Origin of the sequence: Nocardiopsis sp. ATB16-24 (assembly GCF_030271535.1) — a bacterium.
GTDB lineage: Bacteria > Actinomycetota > Actinomycetes > Streptosporangiales > Streptosporangiaceae > Nocardiopsis.
Genome location: NZ_JASCXJ010000020.1, coordinates 71,982 through 96,764, shown reverse-complemented (window position 1 = coordinate 96,764; position 24,783 = coordinate 71,982). Strand labels below are relative to the sequence as shown.

The following is a 24,783-nucleotide window of genomic DNA, read 5'->3' as shown; positions in this document are numbered from 1 at the left end:
CTCACCGTGAGAGGAGGGGTGTCGAAAGGACGGGACCCGGACACCGACCAGGGCGCTCGTTCCCTCAGGGGCTCTGGTGTCGCGGGTCACGCCCGCCTATGATTGGGAGCGCTCCCACGAAAGGATGGACATGGAAGAGCCGACCCTGCCCGCCGGTTTCCTCTTCGGCACCGCCACCGCCGCCTACCAGGTGGAAGGAGGCGTGCGCGAGGGCGGACGCGGTCCCTCCATCTGGGACACCTACTGCCGCACCCCCGGGCGCGTCGCACGGGGCGAGACCGGTGACGTCGCCTGCGACCACTACCACCGCTACGGTGAGGACGTCGCGCTGCTCGCCGATCTGGGCGTGGACCTGTACCGCTTCTCCGTGGCCTGGCCCCGCGTCCAGCCCACGGGCAAGGGGCGTCCCAACCCCGAAGGGCTGGCCTTCTACGACCGTCTCGTGGACACCGTCCTCGCCGCCGGAATCGAACCCGTCCTGACCCTCTACCACTGGGACCTGCCTCAGGCGTTGGAGGACGTGGGCGGCTGGCGCGTGCGCGACACCGCCCACCGCTTCGCCGAGTACTCTCGTGTCGTCGCCGACCGCCTGGGCGACCGGGTGGGCAGGTGGATCACCCTCAACGAACCCTTCTGCACGTCCTTCGTCGGCCACGCCGTGGGCAGGCACGCCCCCGGCACCCGGGAGGGAACCCCCGCGTTGGCCGCCGCACACCACCTGTTGCTGGCGCACGGCATGGCCACCGGTGAACTGCGCGCGGCCGACGCGGGAGAGGTCGGCATCACCCTCAACCCCGACCACCTGCTGCCCGCCACCGACTCCGAGGCCGACCGCGCCGCCGTGGAACGGGCCCGCACACTGCACAACCGCGTGTGGTTCGACCCCCTGTTCACCGGCGCCTACCCCGACAACGAGGACGAGGTCTGGGGCGAACTCGCCGACGGCTCCTACCGTGTCGAGGGGGACCTGGAGATCATCGGCCGCCCCCTGGACTTCCTGGGGATCAACTACTACCGGCCCCTCGTGGTGCGCGACGCCCCCCACCGGGAACCCGACCCGGCCCGGCGCACCGCGGTGGACATCCGCACCGAGCAGGTGCCCTTCGCGGGCGTCAGACACACCACCATGGGCTGGCCGGTCGTTCCCGACACCTTCACCGACCTGCTCGTCGACCTCGACCGGCGCTACCCCGACCTGCCGCCCATCCTCATCACCGAGAACGGCTCGGCCGAGGACGACCGGCCCGACGAGAGCGGTCGTGTACACGACACCGACCGCATCGCTTACCTGCGCGACCATCTGAACGCGCTGTCCCGGGCCATCGACGCCGGAGTGGACGTGCGCGGTTACTTCGTCTGGTCGCTGTTGGACAACTTCGAGTGGGCGTTCGGTTACGACCGCCGTTTCGGGCTGGTGCGCGTCGACTACGAACTCCTGGAACGACACCCCAAGGACAGCTACCACTGGTACCGCGACTTCCTGGCCTCGCACCGTGCGCGCAGGGTCGACGAACTCGCCGACCGGGGGTGAGGAAGGGCCCCGTACGATCTTTGAACACGGTCGTCGGAGGCGGTGAGGACCGCCTCCGACGCCCCCCGACCTCAGGCCCGCTGACGCGCCACGCCGCCGAACGCGCCCACGACCGCGCCGAGCGCGAACATCGACGCCTCGTCCTCGTCCATGTGCACGATGCCCGCGGGAACGTGGACCCGGTAGGGCTTGGCCTCACGGGGAAGGATGTCCAGGCCGTCGATGATCCCCTGTCCCTCCAGCATCAAGAGGGCCTCCTCGACCCTCCCGGTACGGTCACCACGAGACCAGATCGACATACACCAAACCTCACTACGGCCGGGGCTGGAGGAGGGCCGTACGGAAGACGGGGCCACTCCCGGAGGAAGTGGCCCGCTGTCGTCCGGGCCGGAGGGCCCTGCGCGCCCCGGTGCCCCTTTCCGGTGTGCGCGGGGTGTAACCAGTGATATCACCGTGGGGCGGGGGAGGGGACGGAATCGACCCCAGGACGGAGTGGCCGGAACCGGCCACGGGAAGGGGAACACGAAGACCGTACAGGCCCGGACACGTGCCCCCGGCACGGATGCCGTCGCCTGTGGTCACGTGGGACGAAGTCGGTCTTCGTCGAGCCGACGATCGACGCCCGAGCCCGTTCGGGAGGCAGCGCCTTACCGGGGGAGAGGTATGGCTCTGGGTGCCCGATGATGTTCGAAGGGTTGTCCGGGAAGGGTGTGTCGTTGGATCCTGGCGAGGCCTACCGGACCGGCGGGACTGGATGAAGGCGTGTGAACGACCGGAGGAGGAAACCTTCCCCGGGGCCCGTGCAAGTACGAAGCCCTCGGAGTCTCCTCTCGGACATCGCGCGCCCGAGGCGGTCACGCCAACGAGCCCCGACCCTCTCCCGCGAAACCGAGTTGAAGGTCGACCGGGCCGCGAGGCACGCCTGTCGTGCCGAGCGGCCCGAGTCGGCCCTGCCATGGCGGGGCCGAGGACGCGGGACGACCCCGATCGCCTGTCGGGCGCATCGGGGCATGAGATCGGTGGTGAGGGTGTACCGGTGCGACGACCGGGAAGGCGCACCCCGTTCCCGCCCTCGTCGAAGCTCGGGAATCTCGCACCACGCCGGCGACGTTCATGGGCGATCCACTGTTCGTGAACGAGGACCATGACCACCCGGTGTGGGCGTCGGACGGTGCCCGACGGGTGCGTCCGTGCGGACGCACCCGTCACGGATCAGCGCTGGGGAGACTTGATGACCGCCGCGAGGATCCCGACGGCGAGCATCATCGTCAGCCCCACGACCATCATCACGGCGGCAGCGGTTCCGACCATGGTGTTTCCTTCGCACTCGTTGTTCCCGGGCACCGCGCCGGGCGCCCGTCGCGCCGGTGTCGCCCGGGGACCGGGAGCGACGCGTACCTCGGTGATCACCCTATCGGTGCCCCGACCGGACGGCGTGCCGGGTGCCCGCCGAAACGGAGTGGTCGCCGACACACCGCGCCGCCTCCCCGTTGCGGGGCTCACCCCTGTTCCCAGGTCCGCCGGTAGGTCCGCACCAGCCAGTCGTCGGCCCAGGCCGTGTCGGGCTCCTCGGGAAGGTCGGAGGTTTCACGCAGCGAGACCAGCCGCTGTTCCAGCTCACGTGCCCGCTCCAGGGCCTCGGTACGGCTGTGCTCACCGCGCCGGAGTTCCCGCAGCCAGGTGCGGTCGGGTTCGGGCATGGGCAGGGTCAGCCGTCCGGTCTCCAGCAGTTCCACGCCCTGCATGCCCAGACGGACCATGTGGTAGGCGAACTTGGTGTCGAACCCGTACTTTTCGACGAGTTCGGGCCGGTTGGTGTGTCGGCCGCCGCGGGCCCCCTCCATACGGTCGCGTTGCGCGCGCAGGTAGCCGAGGAAACGTTCGCCCGCTCTGCGCGAGACCAGACGATGGGACTGGGCACGCAGGTCGTGGCCGGCGGGGGTGGCGGAGACGATCTCCTCCTCCGGTACGAACAGGGGCAGCAGGACGGTGGGGTTGCCCTCCAGGGCCAACCGCGTCCACTTACGCAGCGAGTAGACGGTCAGGTCCAGATCTCCGGGTCCCGAACGGGAGTGCTCGGGCCGGGTGCGATGGACGTACTGCTCGAAGGAACGCAGCCCGATCACGTACTCGGGCGGTTCGACGCAGATGCCCATCTCGTCGCGGTCGTTTCGGCCCTGGACGGTGACGCCGTGGACACCGGAGCCGACCTGGCAGCGCAGGATGGTCCCCCTCTCCGCGATCCGCGCGAATTCGGGGCCGGAGTGCTTCAATCGGAGCTCCTGTCCGTAGAGGGGCCGTCGAGGACACCGCTGGGCAACCTATCCGGTGTCCGCCCCCGCCGACGAGTGGTTTTCCGGCCAGGCCGTTCCTCGGATCGGGGGCGGTCCGCCGGTCACGCGGTGGGTGTCCGCGGCCACGCGGAGCCCCTGGTCTCGGTGGCCTCGCCCGGTCGGCCGGAGGACAGGTGTCCGTACCGGTCCAGGGCCATCGTTGCGGCGCCGCGCCCGGGAAACGCTCGGTGACGGGATCTGGTGGTCCGTGCCGCCCCCTTGTCGGTGGGCGGGCCTAACATCACGCCATGACCACCATGTCCCAGTTGCGCAAGGCGGCGCTCGCCCTTCCGGAGACCGAGGAGGGCACCCGCTCCGACAGGGTCGTGTTCTCGGTGCGCGGTAAGGAGTTCGCCTCGGCCACGAAGGACGGCTGGGTGAGGCTGTGCCTGCCCGAGCCCGAGATCGAGAAGGCGGAGGCCGCGCATTCGTCGGGGGAGCGGCTCACACGGGCGGGCGCGACCACGGGTTTCGGCGTGCCGTTGGCCGACCTCAACGGCAAGGACCTCAACGCCCTGGTCCGGGCGGCGTGGTCCTGCCGTGCGCCGAGACGGTCGGCCGAGGCCCTCTCCGCCGTGGACGCGGGCGTCAGGCCGGCCGACTGCGACCTTCCGAGCGCCATCGGCGGGCCCGCCACCCGCGCCCTGCTCGGTGTGGGGCTGACCACCCTCGCGCAGGTCTCCGGCCGCACCCGCAAGGAACTGCTGGACCTGCACGGTGTGGGTCCCAGGGCGGTGCGCGTCCTGGCCGAGTCCCTGGAACGCGAGGGCATGTCCCTGCGCGACGACGTGTCCTGAAAGACCCCACGCCCCTCGTGCCCGCCTCCGCCCGGGAGCGGGGCGGGGTTCCTCCGCCGGTGTCCGAGGGATCACAGGAAGACCGGCACGTCCTCGTGGGTCCACAGTCGCTCCGACGGCGACATCTGCTTCTTCAGGCGGGTGCGCCGACGCGTGTGGTCGGTCATGGCCGCCGTGACCGCGTCGCCGAGCCTGTCCAGATCCTCGGGCACCTCCACCCGGGTGAGGAGGCCGTGCTCGGGGCGCAGCAGGAGCAGGTCGCCCTCGGGCCCGCACCCCAGCAGCTTGAGGTGTTTGAGCGGCCGGTAGGCCTTGTCGGAGGCGGGAAGCATGGTGAGCGGCGTTCCGTTCGAGGACCACACGTACAGACCGGACCTGTTGAGGTGGAAGATCCTGCCGTGGGCGGGGTCGGCGGCGACGGCCTCGTTCTCTCCCGGATGCGGGGAGCGGTCGTCGGTCCCGGGGCCGTCGAGCCGGCCCACCAGGGCGCCGGTGTCGTCGACCAGGGTGTAGGCGTACGCGCTGTGCCTGTTCGGTCGCCAGTCGTCGAAGACCGGAACGACGAAGAGGTCGTCCGCCACCACCGCGTAGGCCTCCAGGTACGGCCGGAAGGTCTTGGCCCGGACCTGTCGGCCCAGTTCCGACCATCGGGCGCGTGCCGCGGCCACGATGCCGGGGGAGGGGCGGTTGCCCCTGCCGGCGGGGGTGCCGTGGTGACGGGTGTAGGGGGTGAGGGGGCTTCCGTCCTCGGAGTCGGAGGGGATGGGGCGGGTCTCCTCGAAGGTGTGCAGGCAGGCGAAGACCTCGATCGTGGGCCTGTGTTCGGGGGTCGGAGCGTCCTCGGACAGGCCGAGGAGGTTGGGTCTGCCCGAGGACGACCGCCCCATGAACTCCGACACCACGCACAGCAGGCGGCCCGAGGGGGTCGTGCGGATCGCGGTGGCGGCGGATCGCGGTGGCGAACGAGGTCTCCAGATGCGCCGCGACGTCCAGCTCGTACCCGTAGGGTCCGCTCGGGTACTCACCCTGCCATGACCCCAGGAGGGTGGTCAGGTTCGCGTCGACCAGGAACGTCCTGTTCTGCTCGGAGGACAACGCCAGGGTGCCGTTGGGTAGAACGCACAGGTCGCTCACGTACGGGCGGACGCCGGAGGAGGACTTCCGGCCCTGGTGTTCGGTTCTTCGTCCGAGCACCGCGCAGGCGGAGAGCGTGCCGTCGGGGCGGTGGCGCGAGACCAGCTGGATCCAGGACATGTGCGTCCCACCCGCGGAGTGCTGGACGAGGTGGGAGAGGAGGTAGTGATCTCCGGAGGGGGAGAAGTCCGCGGCGAGGTGACGGAAGGCGGAGTAGCCGTCGGGGGCGTTCGCCCCGGGGAGGAGAAGAGAGCGAGGGAGGGTGAGCGGGTGGGTCGAAGGCATGGACGACACCATGTCAGGGCGATGCGACATCCCGGTCGGCCAGGGACCCGCACATGACACGGCCGCCGCGGAGTCCTTCCACCCGCCCCGCGGCGGCCGTGTCTCGACCGTGCGCCGTCACTCCCTGGGGCGCTGGTCGATGATGCGGCGGAACTTGCCCACCGAGCGTTCGATCTGCGCGGGATCGACCACGTCCACGGTGACGCTCACGCCGACCTTGTCCTTGACCTTGGCCGTGATCTCCTCGCACAGGGCCGCGCGCCTGTCGGTGGTGCAGTCGGGGGCGGCCTCGATGCGCACCGCCATGCGGTCCAGGCGGCCCTCCTTGGTCAACACCAGCTGGAAGTGCGGGGCGAGCCCGTCCACGCCCAGGACGATCTCCTCGATCTGGGTGGGGAAGACGTTGACCCCACGCAGGATGATCATGTCGTCGCTACGACCGGTGACCTTGTCCATGCGGCGCATGGGGCGGGCGGTGCCCGGACGCAGCGTGGTCAGATCACGGGTGCGGTAGCGGATGACGGGCATGGCCTGTTTGGTCAGCGTGGTGAAGACCAGTTCGCCGTTGGTGCCGTCGGGCAGCACCTCATGGGTGAGGGGGTCGAGGACCTCGGGGTAGAAGTGGTCCTCCCAGACGTGCAGACCGTCCTTGGTCTCCACGCATTCGTTGGCCACGCCCGGCCCCATCACCTCCGACAGTCCGTAGATGTCCACGGCGTGGAGGTCGAAGCGCTCCTCGATCTCCAGCCGCATCTTCTCCGTCCAGGGCTCGGCGCCGAAGACGCCGACCTTGAGCGAGGTCGAACGCGGGTCGATTCCCTGATTCTCGAACTCGTCCAGAAGGGTCAACATGTAGCTGGGGGTGACCATGATGATGTCGGGTTCGAAGTCCTGGATGAGCTGGACCTGCTTGGCCGTCTGCCCGCCGGAGGCGGGGATGACCGTGCAGCCCAGTCTCTCGGCGCCGTAGTGGGCGCCCAGACCCCCGGTGAAGAGGCCGTAGCCGTAGGAGACGTGCACCTTGTGGCCGGGGCGTCCGCCCGAGGCTCGGATGGAGCGGGCCACGACCTGGGCCCAGGTGTCGATGTCCTCGCGTGTGTAGCCCACGACGGTGGGGCGGCCCGTGGTGCCGCTGGAGGCGTGGATACGGCTGACCTGCTCCTGGGGCACGGCGAACATGCCGAAGGGATAGCTCTCGCGCAGGTCTTCCTTGGTGGTGTGCGGGAAGTGCCGCAGGTCCTCCAGTTCCCTGAGGTCCTCGGGTCGCACTCCGGCCTCGTCGAACTTGCGGCGGTACAGGGGCACGTTGGCGTAGGCGTGCTCCAGTGTCCAGCGAAGACGCTGGAGTTGCAGGGCGCGCAGTTCGTCGACACTCATGCGCTCGGCCGCGTCCAGGAGGTCCGGTGCGGGCGCCTGTCCCAAGCGGGTGGCGCCGGCCGCCGGGCGCGCGGTGGTGTCGTGGCTTGCCATGGGCCTCTCCGTGTACTGTGCGCGAGACCCGCCGGGCAGGGCGCCGGGGTGGGTGGGGCGGGTGTGCGCGAATGGTGTCGGCACGGTCCGTCACGGGGCGGACCGACTTGCTTACTGACCGAACGTTCGGTTACTAATGCATTAATGCAGTCTCCGGGCAGCCCTGTCAAGGAGAATCATCGATGAGTTCACAACGGACGGTGACCTCGATCACCGTCTCTATCATGGGAGGCCGCACGTGAGCGAGGTCTACGTGGTCGACGGGGTGCGAACCCCCCAGGGCCGCTACGGAGGTGCGTTGGCGGCGGTGCGCCCCGACGACCTGGCGGCCACTGCCGTGGCCGAGGCCGTCCGTCGTTCGGGGGTGCCCGGCGAGGCGGTCGACGAGGTCGTCCTCGGGGCGGCCAACCAGGCCGGCGAGGACAACCGCAACGTGGCCCGTATGGCGGTGCTGCTGGCCGGACTCGACGTGAGCGTTCCCGGCTACACCGTCAACCGGCTGTGCGCCAGTGGCCTGACCGCGGTGGCCTCTGCGGCCCACGCCATCCGTGCGGGCGAGGCCGACGTGGTGGTCGCCGGAGGCGTGGAGTCCATGACCCGGGCTCCCTGGGTGATGGCCAAGCCCGGGACACCGTGGGCCAAACCGGGAGAGGTCGCCGACACCTCCCTGGGCTGGCGCTTCACCAACCCGCGTTTTTCCAAGGCCGACGCCGAGGCCCCCGCGGACGCCTCGCCCGAGGAGTTGCGCTACACCCTGTCCATGGGCGAGACGGCCGAGGAGGTCGCGCGACTGGAGGGGCTCACACGCGCGGAGTGCGACGCCTTCGCCCTGGCCAGCCACCAGCGCGCCGTCGCCGCGGCCGAGGCCGGTCGTTTCGACGCCGAGATCGTCCCGGTCACCGTGCACGGACGCAAGGGTCGAACGCACGAGGTCACCGCCGACGAGGGCCCGCGCCCCGACTCGTCCATGGAGACTCTGGCCGGGCTGCGCCCGGTCTTCCGCGAAGGCGGGATCGTCACCGCGGGCAACTCCTCCTCCCTGTCCGACGGGGCCTCGGCCCTGGTCCTGGCCGGCGCCGACGCCGTACGTCGCTACGGCCTGAAGCCTCGCGCACGCGTGGTCGCCTCCGCCTCGGCCGGTGTGGCGCCCCAGATCATGGGTCTTGGGCCGGTGCCGGCCACCCGCAAGGTCCTGGACCGTGTCGGGTGGGACCTGGACAGTGTCGGCGCCGTGGAGCTCAACGAGGCCTTCGCGGCCCAGTCGCTGGGGGTGATGCGCCGGCTCAAGCTGGACGGGGACCGTGTCAACGCCGACGGTGGCGCCATCGCCCTGGGGCATCCCCTGGGCAGTTCCGGTGCGCGCATCCTGGTCACCCTGATCAATCGCATGGAGCGTGAGGAGGCCGCCCGAGGCCTGGCCACCCTGTGCGTGGGCGTGGGTCAAGGGGTCGCGCTCGTGGTGGAACGCCCGTGAAAGAGGACCAGGACTTCACCATGAACGAGACCCAGGACTTCACCACGCTGAGGGTCGACCGACGTGAGGACCGCGTGGTGGTCGAACTGCATCGGCCCGAGGCCCGCAACGCCATCAACGGACGGATGATCGCCGAACTGCATCGGGTGTGCGAGATCGTCGAGACCGACCCCAGGCCGCTGCTGCTCACCGGACACGGAAACGTGTTCGCGGGCGGTGCCGACATCTCCGAACTGCGCGAGCGCGGACGGGAGGAGGCGCTGGCCGGGATCAACAGCCGACTGTTCGAGCGACTGCACCGTCTACAGGTGCCCACGGTGGCGGCCGTGGACGGCTACGCGTTGGGCGGTGGCGCCGAGCTGTCCTACGCCTGCGACATCCGCATCGCCACCCCCTCCGCCGTCTTCGCCCAGCCCGAACCGGGACTGGGCATCATCGCCGGAGCCGGCGCGTGCTGGCGCCTGCGCGAACTGGTCGGAGCCTCGGTGGCCAAACAGGTGCTGCTGGGCGGCTACCGCCTGGACGCCGAGGCCGCTCTGCGTCACGGCCTGGTCGCCGAGATCGTACCCGCCGAGGAGTTGCGCGAACGCGCCCACGCCCTGGTGGACCGTATGGCCGCGTCCTCGGCCCTGGCTCTGCGTCTGACCAAGATGGTCCTGGACGCCGAGGGGTCGCATCCCCTGGCGGACGACCTGACGCAGGCGGTGCTGTTCGAAAGCGCCGACAAGCACGAGCGTATGACCCGTTTCCTGGAGAGGAAGAAGCGTTGAGCCCCACTGAACAGGGTGTCCCCTCCACCGTCGCCGTGGTCGGTGGCGGCACCATGGGCGCCGGAATCGTCCAGCAGTTCCTGACCCGCGGGGCGGAGGTGGTGCTGGTCGAGGCCACCGGTGAGGCGGCCGAGGCGGGCCGTGCCCGTGTGGCGACCGGACTGGACAAGGCCCGGCAACGGGGCAAGATCGACGCCGAACCCGACACCTACCTGGCGCGGCTGCGCACGGTCACCACCCCCTCCGACATCCCCGTCGACGCGGGGCTGGTCGTGGAAGCCGTGCCCGAAAAGCCCGAGTTGAAGATCGCGGTGCTCACCGCGGCGGAGGCCGCGGTGGGAGAGGAGACCGTGCTGGCCTCCAACACCAGTTCGCTGTCGATCACCGAACTGGCCGCCGTGCTCAAGCACCCTCGGCGCTTCCTGGGCATGCACTTCTTCAACCCCGTGCCCGCCTCCAAGCTGGTGGAGGTCGTGGTGGCCCCCCAGACCGCGGACGGGGTCGTGGAGTCGGTGCGCGGCTGGGTCAAGGCCCTGGGCAAGACCGAGGTGGTGGTCAAGGACGCCCCCGGGTTCGCCACGAGCCGCCTGGGCGTCATGCTCGGCCTGGAGGCCATCCGCATGGTGGAGGAGGGAGTGGCCTCGCCCGCCGACATCGACACCGCCATGGAATTGGGCTACCGCCATCCCATGGGACCCCTGCGCCTGACCGACCTGGTGGGTCTGGACGTGCGTTTGGCCATCGCCGAGTACCTGGCCTCCGAACTCGGAGACCGGTTCGCCCCGCCGGAACTGCTGCGTCGTATGGTCGCGGAGGGAAGGCTCGGGCGCAAGAGCGGCCAGGGTTTCCACACCTGGGACGAGGGAGAGAAGCGTTGAGCGAGGACACGGCCACCGGGCGGGAGCCCAAGGCGGCGGAGTTCGAGGAGACCGAGGGGCTGGCCACGGTGCGGCTGAACACGCCCGCGTTGGACCGTCGGGCCAAGGAGGAGCTGCTGGCGGCGCTGCGTTCGGCGGTGCGGTCCAGCACCGCTCGCGCGGTGCTGTTCCTGGGTTCGGCCAAGGCCTTCTGTGTGGGGCAGGACCTGGCGGAGCACGCCCGGACCCTGGAGGAGCGACCCCGGGACGCGCTGGACACCGTGCGCGAGCACTACAACCCCATCGTGCTGGCACTGGAGGAGATCCGGGTTCCGGTCGTGGTGGGCATCGGCGGCGCCTGCGTGGGCGCGGGGCTGGGGCTGGCGATGGCCGGTGACGTACGGGTCGCCGCACGGCGGGCCAAGTTCGGCACCGCCTTCACCGGTGTCGGCCTGGCCTCGGACTCGGGGCTGGCCTACCGCCTGGTGACCTGCCTGGGGCAGGCGCGGGCCATGGAGCTGATGCTGCTGGGCACCGTCTTCGACGCCGACCGCGCACTGGAACTGGGCCTGGTCACCGAGGTCGTGGACGACGACGTCTGGCAGGAACGCGCCCGTGAGGTCGCCCTCCGGCTCGCCTCCGGACCCACCGGCGCCTTCGTGGCGGCCAAGCGCGAGGTGCGTTCGGCGGCCGTCGGCGGACGGGAGTTGGCCGAACTGTTGGAGGAGGAGGCCGAGGCGCAGAACCGGTTGGGGCGCACGGCCGACCACGTCGGAGCCGTCCGCGCCTTCCTCAACAAGGAGAAGCCGACCTTCACCGGCGACTGAGCTGGTACTTCCCCCGCCCGGTGGACTTGCCCGAGCGGGGGATTCCGGGGATACTAATTACTGACCGAACGTTCGGTTATGAATGGGGAGATGCCAATGACGACGCACACGGCCTCGGCGCCCCCCGGCGCCCCCGCCGACCTCCAGGCCGAGTTCGACGCCAGGATCGCCGCCGACCAGCGCATCGAGCCACGTGACTGGATGCCCGAGGGCTACCGCAAGACGCTGGTACGCCAGGTCTCCCAGCACGCGCACTCGGAGATCATCGGTATGCAGCCCGAGGGCGACTGGATCGCCTCGGCGCCCAGCCTGCGTCGCAAGGCCATCCTGCTGGCCAAGGTCCAGGACGAGGCGGGCCACGGTCTGTACCTGTACGCGGCCGCCGAGACCCTGGGCGTGGACCGCGCCGACCTGACCCGGCGACTCATCGAGGGACGACAGAAGTACTCCTCGATCTTCAACTACCCCTCGTTGACCTTCGCCGACGTCGGCGTGATCGGCTGGCTGGTCGACGGTGCCGCCATCTGTAACCAGGTCCCGTTGTGCCGTAGCTCCTTCGGTCCCTACGCCCGCGCCATGGTGCGCATCTGCAAGGAGGAGTCCTTCCACCAACGCCAGGGCTACGAACTGCTCATGCGCATGATGGAGGGCACCGAGGAACAGCGCCGGATGGTCCAGGACGCCGTGGACCGCTGGTGGTGGCCCTCCCTGATGATGTTCGGTCCGCCCGACGCCGAGTCGCCCAACACCCAGCAGTCCATGGCCTGGCGCATCAAGCGCGACACCAACGACGACCTGCGCCAGAAGTTCGTCGACATGACCGTCCCCCAGGCCGAACGGCTCGGCGTCACCCTGCCCGACCCCGAACTGACCTGGAACGACGAACGCGGCCACTACGACTTCGGTGAGCCCGACTGGGACGAGTTCAAGCGGGTCATCTCCGGCTCGGGACCCAAGAACGCCGAACGCATCCAGCGGCGTCGGGCCGCACACGAGAAGGGCGAGTGGGTCCGTGAGGCCGCCACCGCCTACGCCGACAAGCACAGCGCCAGGAAGGCCGCGGCATGAGCAACGACACCAACGGCACCACCTCCGGAGCGGCCCGTCCCGAGTGGCCCCTGTACGAGGTCTTCGTACGCGGCAAGCGCGGCCTCAACCACGTCCACGTGGGGTCCCTGCACGCCGCCGACGACCACATGGCGCTGCACAACGCCCGCAACCTCTACACCCGCCGTAACGAGGGCGTGAGCATCTGGGTGGTGCGCGCCGAGCACATCGCCGCCTCCAGCCCCGACGAGAAGGACCCCTATTTCGCGCCCAGCGGCGACAAGGTCTACCGCCACCCGACCTTCTACCCCATCCCCGAGGACGTTCCGCACATCTAGGGCGTCTTCCGCGGAGACCGCCCGCCGCAGGGTGCGGCGGGACACGGATCCGCCGCATACGCCCAGGGCGAGGGAACAGCGCGAACACGAGGCCAAAGGAAACAACCAATGAGCGGCGACCACATCTATTCGGCCCTGAGCGAGGAGCACGGCGGCGACGCCCGCTGGGCCTTCGGAACCGGCTTCACCGACGCCCTCGCCGGGGTGGACACCACCGTGCCCGAGGGGGTGGACGGCGACGACCTGGCGCTGTACTGCCAGATGCTGGGCGACGACGCGCTGGTACAGGCACAAAGGCTCACCGACTGGGTCACCGACGCGCCGGAACTGGAGGAGGAGGTCGCGCTGGCCAACATCGCCCTGGACCTGATCGGCCAGGCCCGTCTGCTGCTGGCCCGCGCGGGACAGGCCGACGGCTCCGGCCGCGACGAGGACGCCTTCGCCTACTGGCGCGGTCCGGAGGAGTTCCGCAACGTCCACTTGGCGGAGGCGCCCCGGGGCGACTTCGCGCGTGCGATCCTCACCCTGCTGGTGCTCTCCAGCGCACGCCTGGCCGTGTTCTCCCGTCTGTCCTCCAGCAAGGACCCCGTGCTCGCCGCCGTCGCGGCCAAGGCCGTCAACGAACTGGCCTACCACCGCGAGTACGCGGTCTCCTGGGCCCTGCGCCTGGGAGATGGGACCCCCTATTCCCACGAGCGCATGGTCGCCGCCGTCGCCGACGTGTGGCCGTTGACCGGAGAGCTTTTCGCCACCCATCCCGTGGAGGCACGTATGGCCGCCCAGGGGGTGGGCGTGGACCCCGCCGAGGTGGGTCAGGAGGTGCACCGGGTCCTGACCGAGGTCCTGACCGCCGCCACCCTGGACGCTCCCGCGTCCTTCCCCGAACCGGTCGTGGCCGGACGTCAGGGCACGCACACCGCCGAGCTGGCCCCTTTGCTCAGAGAGATGCAGAAGGTGGCCCGAGAGCACCCGGAGGCGACATGGTGACCACCACCCGACAAGAGCAGCACGAACGCGTCTGGAGGGCCGCTGCCGCGGTCACCGACCCCGAACTGCCCATGCTCACCCTGGCGGACCTGGGCATCCTGCGCCGGGTGGAGATCGGGGACGAGGGCACCGCGAGGGTGTGGATCACCCCCACCTACTCCGGCTGCCCCGCCCTGGCCGAGATGCGCGCGGACGTGGACCGCGCCGTGCGCGCCGCGGGGTTCGACCAGGTGCGGGTGCACACCGAACTGTCCCCGCCCTGGAGCACCGACTGGATCACCGACGAGGGCAGGCGCAAACTCCTGGAGAACGGCATCTCCCCTCCCGGCGCGGCCCCCAAACGTGCGGACGGGCCCGTCCCGCTGACCCTGCTGCCCACCCGTACCGTCCCGCGCTGCCCCCAGTGCGGCTCCGGACAGACCGAGGAACTGTCCCGCTTCGGCGCGACGTCCTGCAAGTCACTGCACCGGTGCCAGTCCTGTCTCGAACCGTTCGAGCACGTCAAGGAGATCTGACCGTGACAACATCCGTCACCGACGCCCCCGGAACCGTGCGCCGCCGGGGCGCGTTCCACCGGCTGCGCGTGGCCGCCGTCGAGCGCCTGTGCGATGACGCCGTCGCCGTCACCTTCGACGTCCCCGCCCCTTTGGCCGAGGAGTTCGCCTTCGCCCCCGGGCAGTCGCTGACCCTGCGTCGTGAGGTGGACGGGGTCCAGGAACGGCGCAGTTACTCGATCTGCGCCCCCGTGGGCGAGGCGCCCCGTGTGGGCGTGCGCCTGGTCTCGGGCGGACTCTTCTCCGGCTGGCTCGTCAACGAGGTCGCGCCGGGCGACGAGATCGAGGTGGGTGTCCCCACCGGCCGGTTCACCCCCGACCTGGACACCGCGGCCCGCCACGTGATGATCGCCGCCGGCTCGGGGATCACCCCGGTGCTGTCCATGGCCTCCTCCCTGCTGCGCCGTACCGACTCCCACGTCACCCTCCTGTACGGCAACCGCCGCAGCGACACGGTGATGTTCGCCGACGAGATCGCCGACCTCAAGGACGCCTTCGGTCCCCGTTTCGAGCTGGTGCACGTGCTCTCGCGTGAACCCCGGGAGGTCGAACTGTTCACCGGACGGCTGGACGGCGCCAAGCTGGAACGGCTCCTGGACACGATCGTGGCCGCGGACGCGGTGGACCACTGGTGGTTGTGCGGGCCCTATGGCATGGTCACCGACGCCCAGAAGGTGCTGGCCGACCGGGGCGTGCCCGGCGACAGGGTGCATCAGGAGTTGTTCTTCGTGGAGGGTGACGAACCGCCTCCCCAGACCCGACACGAGGACCCCGAGGTGGAGGGGCCCTCCAGCGAGGTCACCGTCGTACTGGACGGGCGCAGCACCACCCTGACCCTGCCCCGGGGGGTCCCGGTGCTGGACGCGGCCCAGCGCTACCGTCCCGACCTGCCCTTCGCCTGCAAGGGCGGGGTGTGCGGCACCTGTCGGGTCAAGGTGTGCGACGGCGAGGTACGGATGCGGCGCAACTACGCGCTCACCGACGCCGAGGTCGAGGAGGGCTACGCCCTGTCCTGCCAGGCACTGCCCCAGACCGACGCCGTGACCGTGGACTTCGACTCATGAGCGCGCGCAACGAGACCGCCTGGCGGATGTTCGAGGCCGACAGGGCCTCCAAGAACCTGGGGATGCGCCTGTTGGAGGCCGGTGACGGGCTGGCCGTGGTGGAGATGACCGTGGGTCCCTTGATGGTCAACGGGCACGGCATCGCCCACGGCGGGTTCGTGTTCACCCTGGCCGACACCGCCTTCGCGTGCGCGTGCAACGTGGACGGCGGAGGAGTGACCGTGGCCTCCGGAGCCGACGTGACATTCGTGGCCTCCGCGCGTGAGGGCGACGTACTGGTGGCCACCGCACGGGAGAGGGTGTCGTTCGGTCGTAGCGGGCTGTACGACGTCACGGTGCGCCGAGGCGAGGAGGTCATCGCCGAATTCCGCGGACGCAGCCGGACCCTCCCCCGAAGGGACTGAGGGGGAAGGGGTCGCAGTGGGGCCGTATGCCGGCATCCGGCATACGGCCCCGTCCGTGAGCAGGGGACCGAGGCTTCCTTCGCGGGACACGCCGACGCCATGGACGTCGGGGAGAGTGGATTCCGTCTTTTGCGTCCTCGTCCGCTCCGGAAAGGCGGAACAGAGGATCCTCGGGGAGAAAGGTCGACCGAAACCGATACTGGTGTGACGGGCGAGGTTATTTCCTCTTCATGGGAAACGGGCTCTCGACGTGCGGATACGTGACGCCAGGGCCCGGACATGGCTGTGGCCCGCGTCCCCCAACGCGGGCCACAGCGGGCGCGGCCAGTGTGCACTGAGTGCGGTCCGGCCGCTGGGAGGGCGGATGTAGCGTCTGAATACGCGACGGAAACCCCCATTACCGTCGCGAGCGCGTACATCCGCGCATGGATTGTGGTGAAGGTCCTCCGGAGCCCCGTTCAAGGGAGCGGGTCGTCGGATTCGGGGTCGGGGTCGGGGCGCTTCATCCGGAACAACGCTTCGTGTATCTGAGGTGTTCCCACTGGCCGAACCGATTTTCGGATCGTCCGGTAAAAAGCAGGTGCGGATTGTGCCCGCTCTTCCTCAGCTCCTGGCCACGTCCTACCCAAGGAGGTGGCCCCCATGCCCCAGGCCCTCACCCTGGGGCGCCCCACCGGCCCCGCCGAGCCGACGCTGGTCAGGGCCTCCGGCCGGCGGGAGTGGCCGCCGCGCCTGCCCGAACGGCTCCTCTTCCCCGTCCTCGACGAGGACCACGCCACGCGCATCGCCCCTGAGCGGAATGAGTGGAGCCTGCTCCGCGACGGAGAGGGGCATGTCACACGTTCGGGGTCGACGCCGGCTTCGCCTCGCGTTACCCGTCCGACGGGCGGGTGGACGCACGATCCTGGAGCCGTGGGCGCCGGCCGAGGAGCCGGGTGGGTTCAGCGCCCATCCGTGCGGGCCGATCGAGCTGGTGCGCTCCTACCTTCCCGAGCACCCCGAGGGGGTCGTCCCCTGAGCGAGGGGGCCGAGGCCGGGTGCGAGGGTGCGACGCCTCCGGACCGTTCACGCCTGTGGTTCGGACCTGCGGAGCAGGTCCGGATCGACCTCGGCCAGAACGGCCATGACCTCGCCGAGGGCGTCGGCGAGCAGCACGGGTTCGCGGTCGGAGCGCTCACGGTCCTGGTGGGGAGGGCGCCGTCGGGGTTCGAGGGTGAGGGACATGAGGCCGCGGGCGCGTGGGTCGGGGTGCGCGCCCTCCTCCTTCACGTGTGTTCGCATGCTCGGCGGGACGGTCCCGGTGACGCCCGGTGAGCGGCGGCACGCCGGTTTTTCCAGCAATACCAGGCGCGTGTGACATTCGGAGGACACGGAGAGTGCCTGTGGATGAACTCCGCCTCTTCGAGCGTCACACCGAGGGAGAGGAATACCGGTGCCGACGGAGGCGTTCCCAGTGGTAGTTTAGTAGGAAACTATTTCTGTGGAAGCAAAACAGGGGAGTGGGCCATGCAGTTCGGAATCTTCTCGGTGAGTGACGTGACCACCGACCCCACGACCGGCCGGACACCGACCGAGGCCGAGCGCATCAAGGCGATGGTCGCCATCGCGCTCAAGGCCGAGGAAGTGGGCCTGGACGTCTTCGCCACCGGCGAGCACCACAACCCGCCGTTCGTCGCCTCCTCTCCGACCACCATGCTCGGATACGTCGCCGCCAAGACCGAGAAGCTCATCCTGTCCACCGCCACCACCCTGATCACCACCAACGATCCGGTCAAGATCGCCGAGGACTTCGCCGTCCTGCAACACCTGGCCGACGGCCGGGTGGACCTGATGATGGGTCGCGGCAACACCGGTCCCGTCTACCCCTGGTTCGGACAGGACATCCGTCAGGGCATCCCTTTGGCGCTGGAGAACTACAACCTGCTGCACCGGCTCTGGCGCGAGGACGTGGTCGACTGGGAGGGCAGGTTCCGTACCCCGTTGCAGGGTTTCACCGCCACCCCGCGACCCCTGGACGGCGTGCCGCCCTTCGTCTGGCACGGCTCCATCCGCAGTCCCGAGATCGCCGAGCAGGCCGCCTACTACGGTGACGGGTTCTTCCACAACAACATCTTCTGGCCCGCGACGCACACCAGGAAGCTGATCTCCCTGTACCGTCGCCGCTTCGAGCACTACGGTCACGGCAAGGCGGAGGAGGCCATCGTCGGACTGGGCGGCCAGGTGTTCATGCGCAAGAACTCCCAGGACGCGGTCCGTGAGTTCCGCCCCTACTTCGACAACGCCCCGGTCTACGGTGGAGGACCCTCCTTGGAGGAGTTCACCCGGGAGACCCCGCTGACCGTGGGCAGCCCGCAGCAGGTCATCGACCGCACGCTGTCCTTCCGTGACACCTTCGGCCACTACCAGCGCCAGCTCTTCCTCATGGACCACGCGGGCCTTCCGCTCAAGACCGTCCTGGAGCAGCTGGACATCCTGGGCGAGGAGGTCGTGCCGGTGTTGCGCAAGGAGTTCGCCTCCGGTCGGCCCGCCCACATCCCCGACGCGCCCACCCACGCCTCGCTGGTGGCGGCCCGGCAGAAGGAGCGGGACCGGGCGCGCGCCCAGGCGTGAGCGTCCGCCCGGCGACGCCCCCGTGCCCCGAGCGGCGACGCGCTCGGGGCCGCGCCTTCCACGTCGTTCACCCGGCTCCGCGGGACTTCCTGAGGGAGCGGTCAGTCGGCGGACCTCTGCGCCGCCTGGTAGAACATGGCGATGGTCACCGCACCGGGATCCGGGCTGCCCAGAGCCGCCTCTCCCACGTAACTGGTGCGTCCCCGCCGACCGAGCAGGTCACTGGTGTGCCGGGCGCCCTCGTGGGCGGCCCGAGCCGCCGCCCGCAGCCCCTCCCTCAGCTCCGAGCCCGACTCCACCGCCTCGCGCAGCGCCCGATCCGCCGGGGCGATGGCGTCGACCATGGTGCGGTCGCCCTCCTGGGCCGACCCCAGGCGGGTCACCGTCGCCAGCCCGTTCGCGGTGGCCTCGGCCAGCATCTCCTGGGTGAACGCCTCGGTGACCATGCCCACCTTGCCGAACTCGCGGAACCACATGCCGAACAGCGGTCCACTGGTGCCGCCACTGTGGGCGAGGAAGGTCTCGCTCATGATCTGGAAGAGGATCCCGGCCGTGGCCACGTCGGCGTCGGCCATGGCCTCGCGCGAGCGGCGCAGCGCGCTGACCATGTTCGTTCCGAAATCACCGTCACCGCTGCGGCGATCCAGGTCGGTGAGATGGTCCACCTCCTCCTCGACCGTGTCGATGAAGCCGTGGACCCACCGCTGGACGTGGACGGGACTGAGCTGGTCTGTCATGCCGATGCTCCTGAGGTGTGGTGGGCGGGGCCTTACCAGGTGAGCGCGGGGGTGGACACGGGCGCGTCCCACAACCGCAGGATCTCCTCGTCGGCGCGCACCAGGGTCACCGAACAGCCGGCCATGTCCAAAGAGGTGACGTAGGAGCCCACGAGGCGGCGGGCGACATCGATCCCCGAGCCTTCGAGGAACCCTCGCACCTGGCCGAACACGCCGTACAGCTCCAGGTCGGAGGTGGCTCCCAAGCCGTTGACGATGGCGATCACCTGCTCTCCGCGCCTCAGCTCCAGGGCCTCGACCAGGGGTGAGACCATCTGGGGGACGAGTTCGCGGGCGGGCGCGAAGGCCCGGCGCTCCCGGGCCCGTTCACCGTGGATGCCCACGCCGAACTCGACCTCGTCCGCGGGCAGGTCGAAGGAGGGGCGCGACTCCCCCGGGTGGGCGCCCGCCGCCAGTGCCACGGACAGGGTGCGTCCGCCGGCGGCGACCCTGCGACCGAGCGCGGCCAGTGACGCCAGATCCGCGCCGAGCTCGGCGGCGGCACCGCAGACCTTCTCCACCGCCAGGACCGCAGCCGTGCCGCGACGGCCCGGACCGTCGCCATCGCCGGTGTCGGTGGCCAGGTCGTCGTCGACCAGGACGACCTCACTGGACACCCCTTCCTCGGCCAGCAGTTCTCCGGCGATACGGAAGTTGAGCACGTCGCCGGTGTAGTTCTTGACCACGTGCAGCACCCCCCGGCCGGTGTCGGTGGCCAGGGAGGCGGCCCTGATCTGCACCGCGGTGGGGGAGGCGAAGACGGCCCCCGGCACGGCGGCGTCGAGCATGCCGGTGCCCACGAAACCCACGTGCAGGGGTTCGTGTCCCGAGCCGCCGCCGGAGACGACCGCGACCTTGTCGGGGGAGTGGCGGGCACGTACGACGTAGGTCGGTTCGCCGTGCAGGCGCACGTGGTGGGGCCAGGCCGCGGCGAACCCCTCCAATGCCTCGGGCACGACGTCTTGCGGATCGTTCAAGAACTGGCGTCTCAAGGCGGGCTCCAAGGTACGGCTGCGGTGTTCTCGGCGATTGCCACGGTCCTACCCGCGAGTGGCCCGGCGTTCACCCCGGAAGACGGATCGACTCCGGTTCCGACTTTCTGACCATGGTCGATCACTGTGAGTTTCGGCGATGGTGGTGGTCAAGACCTGACCGGGTGTCGCCGGGGGAGGGCGGAGACCGTGGAGGCGGCTCGCAGGCCTCGTCCTCGACATGGGCCGGCGGAGCGGGGCCGGCGGGAAGGGAAGCGACGCCGCACGGGCCCGGCCGGGGACGAGGACGCCGTCCCCACGGAGGTCGCGGGGACGGCGTCCGGAAGGACCGGCAGGCCGGGTCAGCCGCCCAGGCCCGACATCAGTTCGGAGAAGGGGACGGGTTCCTCGTAGGGGTCCGGCGTGCTCGGGACGCTCTGGCCGACCAGGGCCGCCAACTGGCTCGCCGCTCGATCGATGCGCGCCGACAGTTCCCGGCCACCGCTCTCGCCCGTGCCCCAGTCCTCCGAGGCCGCGTACACGCCGGTCGGCGCGACGACCGAGCGGGTGTGGGCGAACATGGGTCGCAGGGCGTGCTCCAGGACCAGGGAGTGCCGCGGGCTGCCGCCGGTGGCACCGATCAGCACCGGTTTGCCGTCCAGGTCCTCGGGCTCGACCACGTCGAAGAAGGACTTGAACAGACCGCTGTAGGAGGCGTTGAACACCGGCGTGACCGCGATGACGCCGTCGGCGTGGGCGAGGTCCTCAAGGACCGAGCGCAGTTCGCCGGTGGGCACCCGGGTCGTCATGGCGTTGACGATGTCGTGCGCCATCTCGCGCAGTTCCACGGTGCGGGTGTTCACCTCGTCTCCGCGTTCCGTCAGCGACCGCCGCGCCGCGGAGGTCAACCGGTCGGCGAGCAGACGCGTCGAGGAGGGCGTGCTCATCCCGGCCGAGACGGTCACCAGTGTGCGGGTCGCCATCTATCCCCCTAGCGAAAAGCTTCCTGAGAAGTAGTTAAAAGCCATCAGCGTAAACCTCGCGTGGGCAGGGGCTATTCCCGCGAGGTTCCCGGCCCCTCTGCGCGGAGGGAAGGTCCGAAGCCGGCTGGGGGTGTTTACATGTGAACTTCAGGTGGTTATTCTCATGGGAGCGCTCCCGAATGAGGTAGGTCACACCAGGTGTCGCGCAGTGAGTGCGTGCCACCCTCCGCCCCCCGTCCATCCCCCGTCGAGTCACCAGGGCCTTCTGCTTCTGGGAGCGATCCCAGAACGCCGATCCCCCTCGTCGTGGCCACTCGCCCCGGAGGTCGACGTGTCCCGTGCGCCGCCATGTCCCCCCGCATCCCTCCCGTGTCGTGTGTCATTCGAGCGCCGATGTGACCGGTGCTCCGCTCCGTGGCCGCCGCCTGCTCCCCGAGAGAACGGACGGGGTCTGCCGCGCCTACCTGGGAAAGCGCTTCCCCGGGGCCTGGAGGACCTTTCTCCGGTGCGGTGTCCGCGGCCTTCCCGTGCACCATGAACCGTCGTGGGTTTATCGGAATTTTCCGGAACTTAACGACTGGTAACCCCACGTACACCCATTGTCTTCGGATGTCGTCGGTGTTAACTTCGGCCCACACCGAATGGGAGCGCTCCCGAAACGTGTGCCGACACGCGCACGCCTGTTCCGTTCGTACCGAGACCACACGCAAGGACCGACCCGGGTCCTGAAGATCCGAGTGACAGCGCCGTCACCCGACTCCTCCACACCACCCGCACTCCCTCCCCGACCCCCGGTGGGTGCTCCCGCGCTCCTGGACGGTGGGGGGAGGAGAACCCGTCCAGGGAGGACACGTGATCACCCCCCACCCCGATCCGCGCCGTCCACGCCGGCGTAGATCAGTCTCCGCGTTCTTCGGGGCGGCACTCCTGGCCGCCCTCCTTCCCGCCGGTCCCGCGCAGGCGGCGCCGCTCTGCACGGTCGACTACACGCTCAACGACTGGGGCTCGGGCTTCACCGCCGACGTCACCGTCACCAACCATGGGGAGTCCCTCCCCAGTTGGACGCTGGGCTGGGAGTTCTCGGGCGACCAGCGGATCACCAACGGCTGGAACGCCGACGTCTCCCAGAGCGGTGCCTCCGTGACCGCGAGGGCTCCGGCCTGGGCGTCCGCGCTCGGCTCAGGCCAGAGCGCGACCTTCGGCTTCCAGGCCACCTACAGCGGCGGCAACTCCGTGCCCACCACGTTCACCCTCAACGGACGCGACTGCGCGGGCGAGGACGGGCCCTCCGAGCCCGACGAGGCCTTCCTTGTCGTGGACCCCGTCTCGGTCGTCCTGGAGCCCGGCGGCGAAGCCTCCTTCGACGTCGCGTTGTCGCAGGCGCCCGAGGAGGACGTCTCGGTCGGTGTGGAGCGCACCTCCGGAAGCGACACGCTCTCCGTGACCTCCGGGGGCTCGCTCTCCTTCGGCGAGGAGGACTGGGACGAGGCCCGGTCGGTGACCATCGCCTCCACGGGCGACGGCTCGGCAGAGCCCGCCCGGGCCGAGTTCACCGTCTCCGCCGAGGGCTATGACCCCGTGGTCGTCACCGCACGGGAGAGGGGGGTGGCCTCCAACGAGTACGAGGAGGAGTTCCTCGCCCAGTACGAGAAGATCAAGGACCCCGCCAGCGGGTACTTCCGCGAGGTCGACGGCCTGCTCGTGCCCTACCACTCGGTGGAGACCCTGATCGTGGAGGCGCCCGACCACGGGCACGCCACCACCTCCGAGGCCTACAGCTACTACCTGTGGCTGGAGGCGACCTACGGCAGGATCACCGGGGACTGGGAGCCCTTCAACGAGTCGTGGGAGTCGATGGAGACCTTCATCATCCCGGGCACGGCCGACCAGCCCACCAACGCCTCCTACGACCCTTCCGACCCTGCCACCTACATCCCCGAGTCACTGGACCCCAGCGACTACCCGATGCCGCTGACCCCCGACGTCCAGGTCGGTCAGGACCCGTTGGCGAACGAGCTCAGCAGCACCTACGGCACCGACGAGATCTACGGCATGCACTGGCTGCTGGACGTGGACAACACCTACGGATACGGCTTTTGCGGTGACGGCAGCGACGACCTGCCCGCCTACATCAACACCTTCCAACGCGGCTCCAACGAGTCCGTCTGGGAGACCGTCCCGCACCCCTCCTGCGAGACCTTCGCGCACGGCGGTGACAACGGATTCCTCGACCTGTTCACCGACGACGAGAACTACTCCGAGCAGTGGCGTTACACCAACGCGCCCGACGCCGACGCGCGCGCCGTCCAGGTGGCCTACCTCGCGCACGAGTGGGCCTCCGAGCAGGGCAACGAGGGAGCCATCGCCCAGAGCGTGTCCAACGCGGCGAAGATGGGCGACTACCTGCGCTACGCCATGTTCGACAAGTACTTCAAGGAGATCGGCGAATGCGTGGGCGCCGAGTCCTGCTCACCCGGATCGGGCAAGAACTCCGCGCACTACCTCATGTCCTGGTACTACTCCTGGGGCGGGGCGCTGGAAAGCGCCGAATACCCCTGGGCCTGGCGCATCGGCGGATCCTCCGCCCACCAGGGATACCAGAACGTGATGGCGGCCTACGCGCTGTCGCAGACGGACGCCTTGCGGCCGCAGTCTCCCACCGGAACCGAGGACTGGGCCACCAGCCTCGACCGGCAACTGGAGTTCCTCCAGTGGTTGCAGTCCTCCGACGGAGCCATCGCCGGCGGTGCGACCAACAGCTGGGAGGGCACCTACGCCCAGCCGCCCGCGGGCACGTCGACCTTCTACGGCCTGTACTACGACGAGAAGCCGGTCTGGCACGACCCGCCCTCCAACCGCTGGTTCGGATTCCAGATCTGGGACATCGAGCGGGTGGCCGAGTACTACCGCATCACCGGTGACGAGCGCGCCGGGGACATCCTGGACGACTGGGTGCCCTGGGCCATCGACAACACCACCGTCGGAGAGAACGGCGAGTTCGCCATCCCCGCCGACATGGAGTGGAGCGGCCAGCCCGACACCTGGACGGGCGAGCCCACCGGCAACCCCGGACTGAGCGTCGAGGTCGTCTCGCACAACCAGGACGTCGGTATCGCCGCCGGTCTGGCCAAGACCCTCATGCACTACTCCGCCGCCAGCGGTGACACCGAGTCGCGTGAGGTGGCGGAGGGGCTGCTGGAGGCACTGCTGGTCCACCAGGACGACCTGGGCGTGGCCATCCCCGAGGAGCGGGCCGACTACGCGCGCTTCGACGACCCCTTCGACTCCCCCGACGGAGGCCTCTACGTCCCGCAGGGATGGAGCGGCCAGATGCCCAACGGGGACCCGATCGACTCCGACTCCACCTTCCTGTCGATCCGCTCCTTCTACGAGGACGACCCGAACTGGTCGCAGGTCCAGGCCTACCTCGACGGTGGCCCGGTGCCCGAGTTCACCTACCACCGGTTCTGGGCGCAGGTCGACGTGGCCACGGCCCTCGCCACCCATGGCGAGTTGTTCGGCGACGACTCCTAGCGGTCCTTCGCCGTGAAGGGGGCGGGCGCTCCCACCA

The 24,783-nt window shown here is 69.9% G+C and carries 24 protein-coding genes; 16 read left to right on the top strand and 8 right to left on the bottom strand.

The features are described 5' to 3' along the window. The first annotated feature begins 130 nt into the window (after positions 1 to 130). Entirely contained in the window at positions 131 to 1,531 is a 1,401-nt protein-coding gene (locus tag PFX91_RS19330) for a GH1 family beta-glucosidase (protein ID WP_285733885.1), read from the top strand. Positions 1,532 to 1,602: 71 nt separating this feature from the next. Here the strand turns inward: PFX91_RS19330 and PFX91_RS19325 are convergent, their stop codons facing one another. After that, positions 1,603 to 1,830 carry a hypothetical protein gene (locus PFX91_RS19325; protein ID WP_285733883.1) on the bottom strand — a complete coding sequence of 76 codons (228 nt, stop codon included), beginning with the start codon at positions 1,828 to 1,830 and terminating at the stop codon, positions 1,603 to 1,605. A 1,200-nt stretch (positions 1,831 to 3,030) separates the two neighbouring features. Beyond that, positions 3,031 to 3,804: a nucleotidyltransferase domain-containing protein gene (locus PFX91_RS19320; protein WP_285733881.1), complete on the bottom strand. Its 774-nt coding sequence runs from the start codon at positions 3,802 to 3,804 to the stop codon at positions 3,031 to 3,033. A gap of 308 nt (positions 3,805 to 4,112) precedes the next feature. On the opposite strand from PFX91_RS19320, the gene PFX91_RS19315 reads away from it, so the two are divergent. Further along, positions 4,113 to 4,661, top strand: coding sequence for a helix-hairpin-helix domain-containing protein (locus PFX91_RS19315; protein ID WP_285733879.1), 549 nt, complete (start codon positions 4,113 to 4,115; stop codon positions 4,659 to 4,661). Between the two features lie 71 nt (positions 4,662 to 4,732). Here PFX91_RS19315 and PFX91_RS19310 read toward each other — a convergent pair whose 3' ends face one another. Continuing rightward, positions 4,733 to 5,548, bottom strand: a complete 816-nt coding sequence (locus tag PFX91_RS19310; protein ID WP_285733877.1) for a hypothetical protein — start codon at positions 5,546 to 5,548, stop codon at positions 4,733 to 4,735. On the opposite strand from PFX91_RS19310, the gene PFX91_RS19305 reads away from it, so the two are divergent. Continuing rightward, positions 5,547 to 5,696, top strand: coding sequence for a hypothetical protein (locus PFX91_RS19305; protein ID WP_285733874.1), 150 nt, complete (start codon positions 5,547 to 5,549; stop codon positions 5,694 to 5,696). The genes PFX91_RS19310 and PFX91_RS19305 overlap by 2 nt on opposite strands. Positions 5,697 to 6,197: 501 nt before the next feature. Here PFX91_RS19305 and paaK read toward each other — a convergent pair. Beyond that, positions 6,198 to 7,550 (bottom strand): phenylacetate--CoA ligase PaaK, encoded by a 1,353-nt coding sequence (paaK, locus tag PFX91_RS19300; protein WP_285733872.1) that lies wholly within the window; start codon positions 7,548 to 7,550, stop codon positions 6,198 to 6,200. Between the two features lie 238 nt (positions 7,551 to 7,788). Here paaK and PFX91_RS19295 point away from each other — a divergent pair, with 238 nt between their 5' ends. From PFX91_RS19295 to PFX91_RS23190, 11 genes are all read left to right on the top strand, one after another. Next, on the top strand, positions 7,789 to 9,024 hold the full coding sequence (locus PFX91_RS19295) for a thiolase family protein (protein WP_285733870.1): 1,236 nt from the start codon (positions 7,789 to 7,791) through the stop codon (positions 9,022 to 9,024). A gap of 20 nt (positions 9,025 to 9,044) precedes the next feature. After that, entirely contained in the window at positions 9,045 to 9,794 is a 750-nt protein-coding gene (locus PFX91_RS19290) for an enoyl-CoA hydratase/isomerase family protein (RefSeq protein ID WP_285733913.1), read from the top strand. Beyond that, positions 9,791 to 10,672, top strand: coding sequence for a 3-hydroxyacyl-CoA dehydrogenase family protein (locus PFX91_RS19285; RefSeq protein ID WP_285733868.1), 882 nt, complete (start codon positions 9,791 to 9,793; stop codon positions 10,670 to 10,672). The genes PFX91_RS19290 and PFX91_RS19285 overlap by 4 nt, the downstream gene beginning before the upstream one ends. Continuing rightward, positions 10,669 to 11,478, top strand: a complete 810-nt coding sequence (locus PFX91_RS19280) for an enoyl-CoA hydratase/isomerase family protein (RefSeq protein ID WP_285733866.1) — start codon at positions 10,669 to 10,671, stop codon at positions 11,476 to 11,478. Before PFX91_RS19285 ends, PFX91_RS19280 begins: the two co-directional genes overlap by 4 nt. A gap of 96 nt (positions 11,479 to 11,574) precedes the next feature. Next, complete coding sequence (gene paaA, locus PFX91_RS19275) at positions 11,575 to 12,546, top strand: 1,2-phenylacetyl-CoA epoxidase subunit PaaA (protein WP_285733864.1); 972 nt, start codon at positions 11,575 to 11,577, stop codon at positions 12,544 to 12,546. Then, entirely contained in the window at positions 12,543 to 12,863 is a 321-nt protein-coding gene (gene paaB, locus PFX91_RS19270; RefSeq protein WP_285733862.1) for a 1,2-phenylacetyl-CoA epoxidase subunit PaaB, read from the top strand. Before paaA ends, paaB begins: the two co-directional genes overlap by 4 nt. A 108-nt stretch (positions 12,864 to 12,971) precedes the next feature. Next, the gene (paaC, locus tag PFX91_RS19265; protein WP_285733860.1) at positions 12,972 to 13,850 is read left to right on the top strand and encodes a 1,2-phenylacetyl-CoA epoxidase subunit PaaC; all 879 of its coding nucleotides are present in this window, start codon (positions 12,972 to 12,974) and stop codon (positions 13,848 to 13,850) included. Then, on the top strand, positions 13,844 to 14,365 hold the full coding sequence (paaD, locus tag PFX91_RS19260) for a 1,2-phenylacetyl-CoA epoxidase subunit PaaD (protein ID WP_285733858.1): 522 nt from the start codon (positions 13,844 to 13,846) through the stop codon (positions 14,363 to 14,365). The genes paaC and paaD overlap by 7 nt, the downstream gene beginning before the upstream one ends. 2 nt (positions 14,366 to 14,367) lie before the next feature. Further along, positions 14,368 to 15,468 carry a 1,2-phenylacetyl-CoA epoxidase subunit PaaE gene (gene paaE / locus PFX91_RS19255; protein ID WP_285733856.1) on the top strand — a complete coding sequence of 367 codons (1,101 nt, stop codon included), beginning with the start codon at positions 14,368 to 14,370 and terminating at the stop codon, positions 15,466 to 15,468. Further along, on the top strand, positions 15,465 to 15,872 hold the full coding sequence (paaI, locus tag PFX91_RS19250; protein WP_285733854.1) for a hydroxyphenylacetyl-CoA thioesterase PaaI: 408 nt from the start codon (positions 15,465 to 15,467) through the stop codon (positions 15,870 to 15,872). Before paaE ends, paaI begins: the two co-directional genes overlap by 4 nt. Positions 15,873 to 16,704: 832 nt before the next feature. Next, on the top strand, positions 16,705 to 16,890 hold the full coding sequence (locus PFX91_RS23190) for a hypothetical protein (protein ID WP_352231707.1): 186 nt from the start codon (positions 16,705 to 16,707) through the stop codon (positions 16,888 to 16,890). Positions 16,891 to 16,937: 47 nt separating this feature from the next. Here the strand turns inward: PFX91_RS23190 and PFX91_RS19240 are convergent, their stop codons facing one another. Then, positions 16,938 to 17,153 carry a hypothetical protein gene (locus PFX91_RS19240; protein WP_285733853.1) on the bottom strand — a complete coding sequence of 72 codons (216 nt, stop codon included), beginning with the start codon at positions 17,151 to 17,153 and terminating at the stop codon, positions 16,938 to 16,940. Between the two features lie 225 nt (positions 17,154 to 17,378). On the opposite strand from PFX91_RS19240, the gene PFX91_RS19235 reads away from it, so the two are divergent. Further along, the gene (locus tag PFX91_RS19235; protein ID WP_285733851.1) at positions 17,379 to 18,482 is read left to right on the top strand and encodes an LLM class flavin-dependent oxidoreductase; all 1,104 of its coding nucleotides are present in this window, start codon (positions 17,379 to 17,381) and stop codon (positions 18,480 to 18,482) included. Positions 18,483 to 18,583: 101 nt separating this feature from the next. Here PFX91_RS19235 and dhaL read toward each other — a convergent pair whose 3' ends face one another. The 3 genes from dhaL to PFX91_RS19220 form a co-directional block, all read right to left on the bottom strand. Next, a complete protein-coding gene (dhaL, locus tag PFX91_RS19230; protein ID WP_285733849.1) occupies positions 18,584 to 19,219 on the bottom strand; it encodes a dihydroxyacetone kinase subunit DhaL in 636 nt (211 codons plus the stop codon). 32 nt (positions 19,220 to 19,251) lie between these two features. Continuing rightward, a complete protein-coding gene (locus tag PFX91_RS19225; protein WP_285733847.1) occupies positions 19,252 to 20,250 on the bottom strand; it encodes a dihydroxyacetone kinase subunit DhaK in 999 nt (332 codons plus the stop codon). Positions 20,251 to 20,591: 341 nt separating this feature from the next. Next, positions 20,592 to 21,212: an FMN reductase gene (locus PFX91_RS19220; protein WP_285733845.1), complete on the bottom strand. Its 621-nt coding sequence runs from the start codon at positions 21,210 to 21,212 to the stop codon at positions 20,592 to 20,594. Positions 21,213 to 22,064: 852 nt separating this feature from the next. Between PFX91_RS19220 and PFX91_RS19215 the strand changes: the two genes are divergently transcribed. Beyond that, on the top strand, positions 22,065 to 24,746 hold the full coding sequence (locus PFX91_RS19215; RefSeq protein ID WP_285733842.1) for a glycoside hydrolase family 48 protein: 2,682 nt from the start codon (positions 22,065 to 22,067) through the stop codon (positions 24,744 to 24,746). The last annotated feature ends 37 nt before the right edge of the window (positions 24,747 to 24,783 follow it).

Coding starts and splice junctions, on each gene's coding strand:
- PFX91_RS19330 (WP_285733885.1), top strand. CDS start 131: ATGGAAGAGCCGACCCTGCCCGCCGGTTTCCTCTTCGGCACCGCCACC.
- PFX91_RS19325 (WP_285733883.1), bottom strand. CDS start 1,830: ATGTCGATCTGGTCTCGTGGTGACCGTACCGGGAGGGTCGAGGAGGCC.
- PFX91_RS19315 (WP_285733879.1), top strand. CDS start 4,113: ATGACCACCATGTCCCAGTTGCGCAAGGCGGCGCTCGCCCTTCCGGAG.
- PFX91_RS19305 (WP_285733874.1), top strand. CDS start 5,547: ATGAACTCCGACACCACGCACAGCAGGCGGCCCGAGGGGGTCGTGCGG.
- PFX91_RS19310 (WP_285733877.1), bottom strand. CDS start 5,548: ATGGGGCGGTCGTCCTCGGGCAGACCCAACCTCCTCGGCCTGTCCGAG.
- paaK (WP_285733872.1), bottom strand. CDS start 7,550: ATGGCAAGCCACGACACCACCGCGCGCCCGGCGGCCGGCGCCACCCGC.
- PFX91_RS19290 (WP_285733913.1), top strand. CDS start 9,045: ATGAACGAGACCCAGGACTTCACCACGCTGAGGGTCGACCGACGTGAG.
- paaA (WP_285733864.1), top strand. CDS start 11,575: ATGACGACGCACACGGCCTCGGCGCCCCCCGGCGCCCCCGCCGACCTC.
- paaB (WP_285733862.1), top strand. CDS start 12,543: ATGAGCAACGACACCAACGGCACCACCTCCGGAGCGGCCCGTCCCGAG.
- paaC (WP_285733860.1), top strand. CDS start 12,972: ATGAGCGGCGACCACATCTATTCGGCCCTGAGCGAGGAGCACGGCGGC.
- paaD (WP_285733858.1), top strand. CDS start 13,844: ATGGTGACCACCACCCGACAAGAGCAGCACGAACGCGTCTGGAGGGCC.
- paaI (WP_285733854.1), top strand. CDS start 15,465: ATGAGCGCGCGCAACGAGACCGCCTGGCGGATGTTCGAGGCCGACAGG.
- PFX91_RS23190 (WP_352231707.1), top strand. CDS start 16,705: ATGTCACACGTTCGGGGTCGACGCCGGCTTCGCCTCGCGTTACCCGTC.
- PFX91_RS19240 (WP_285733853.1), bottom strand. CDS start 17,153: ATGCGAACACACGTGAAGGAGGAGGGCGCGCACCCCGACCCACGCGCC.
- PFX91_RS19235 (WP_285733851.1), top strand. CDS start 17,379: ATGCAGTTCGGAATCTTCTCGGTGAGTGACGTGACCACCGACCCCACG.
- dhaL (WP_285733849.1), bottom strand. CDS start 19,219: ATGACAGACCAGCTCAGTCCCGTCCACGTCCAGCGGTGGGTCCACGGC.
- PFX91_RS19220 (WP_285733845.1), bottom strand. CDS start 21,212: ATGGCGACCCGCACACTGGTGACCGTCTCGGCCGGGATGAGCACGCCC.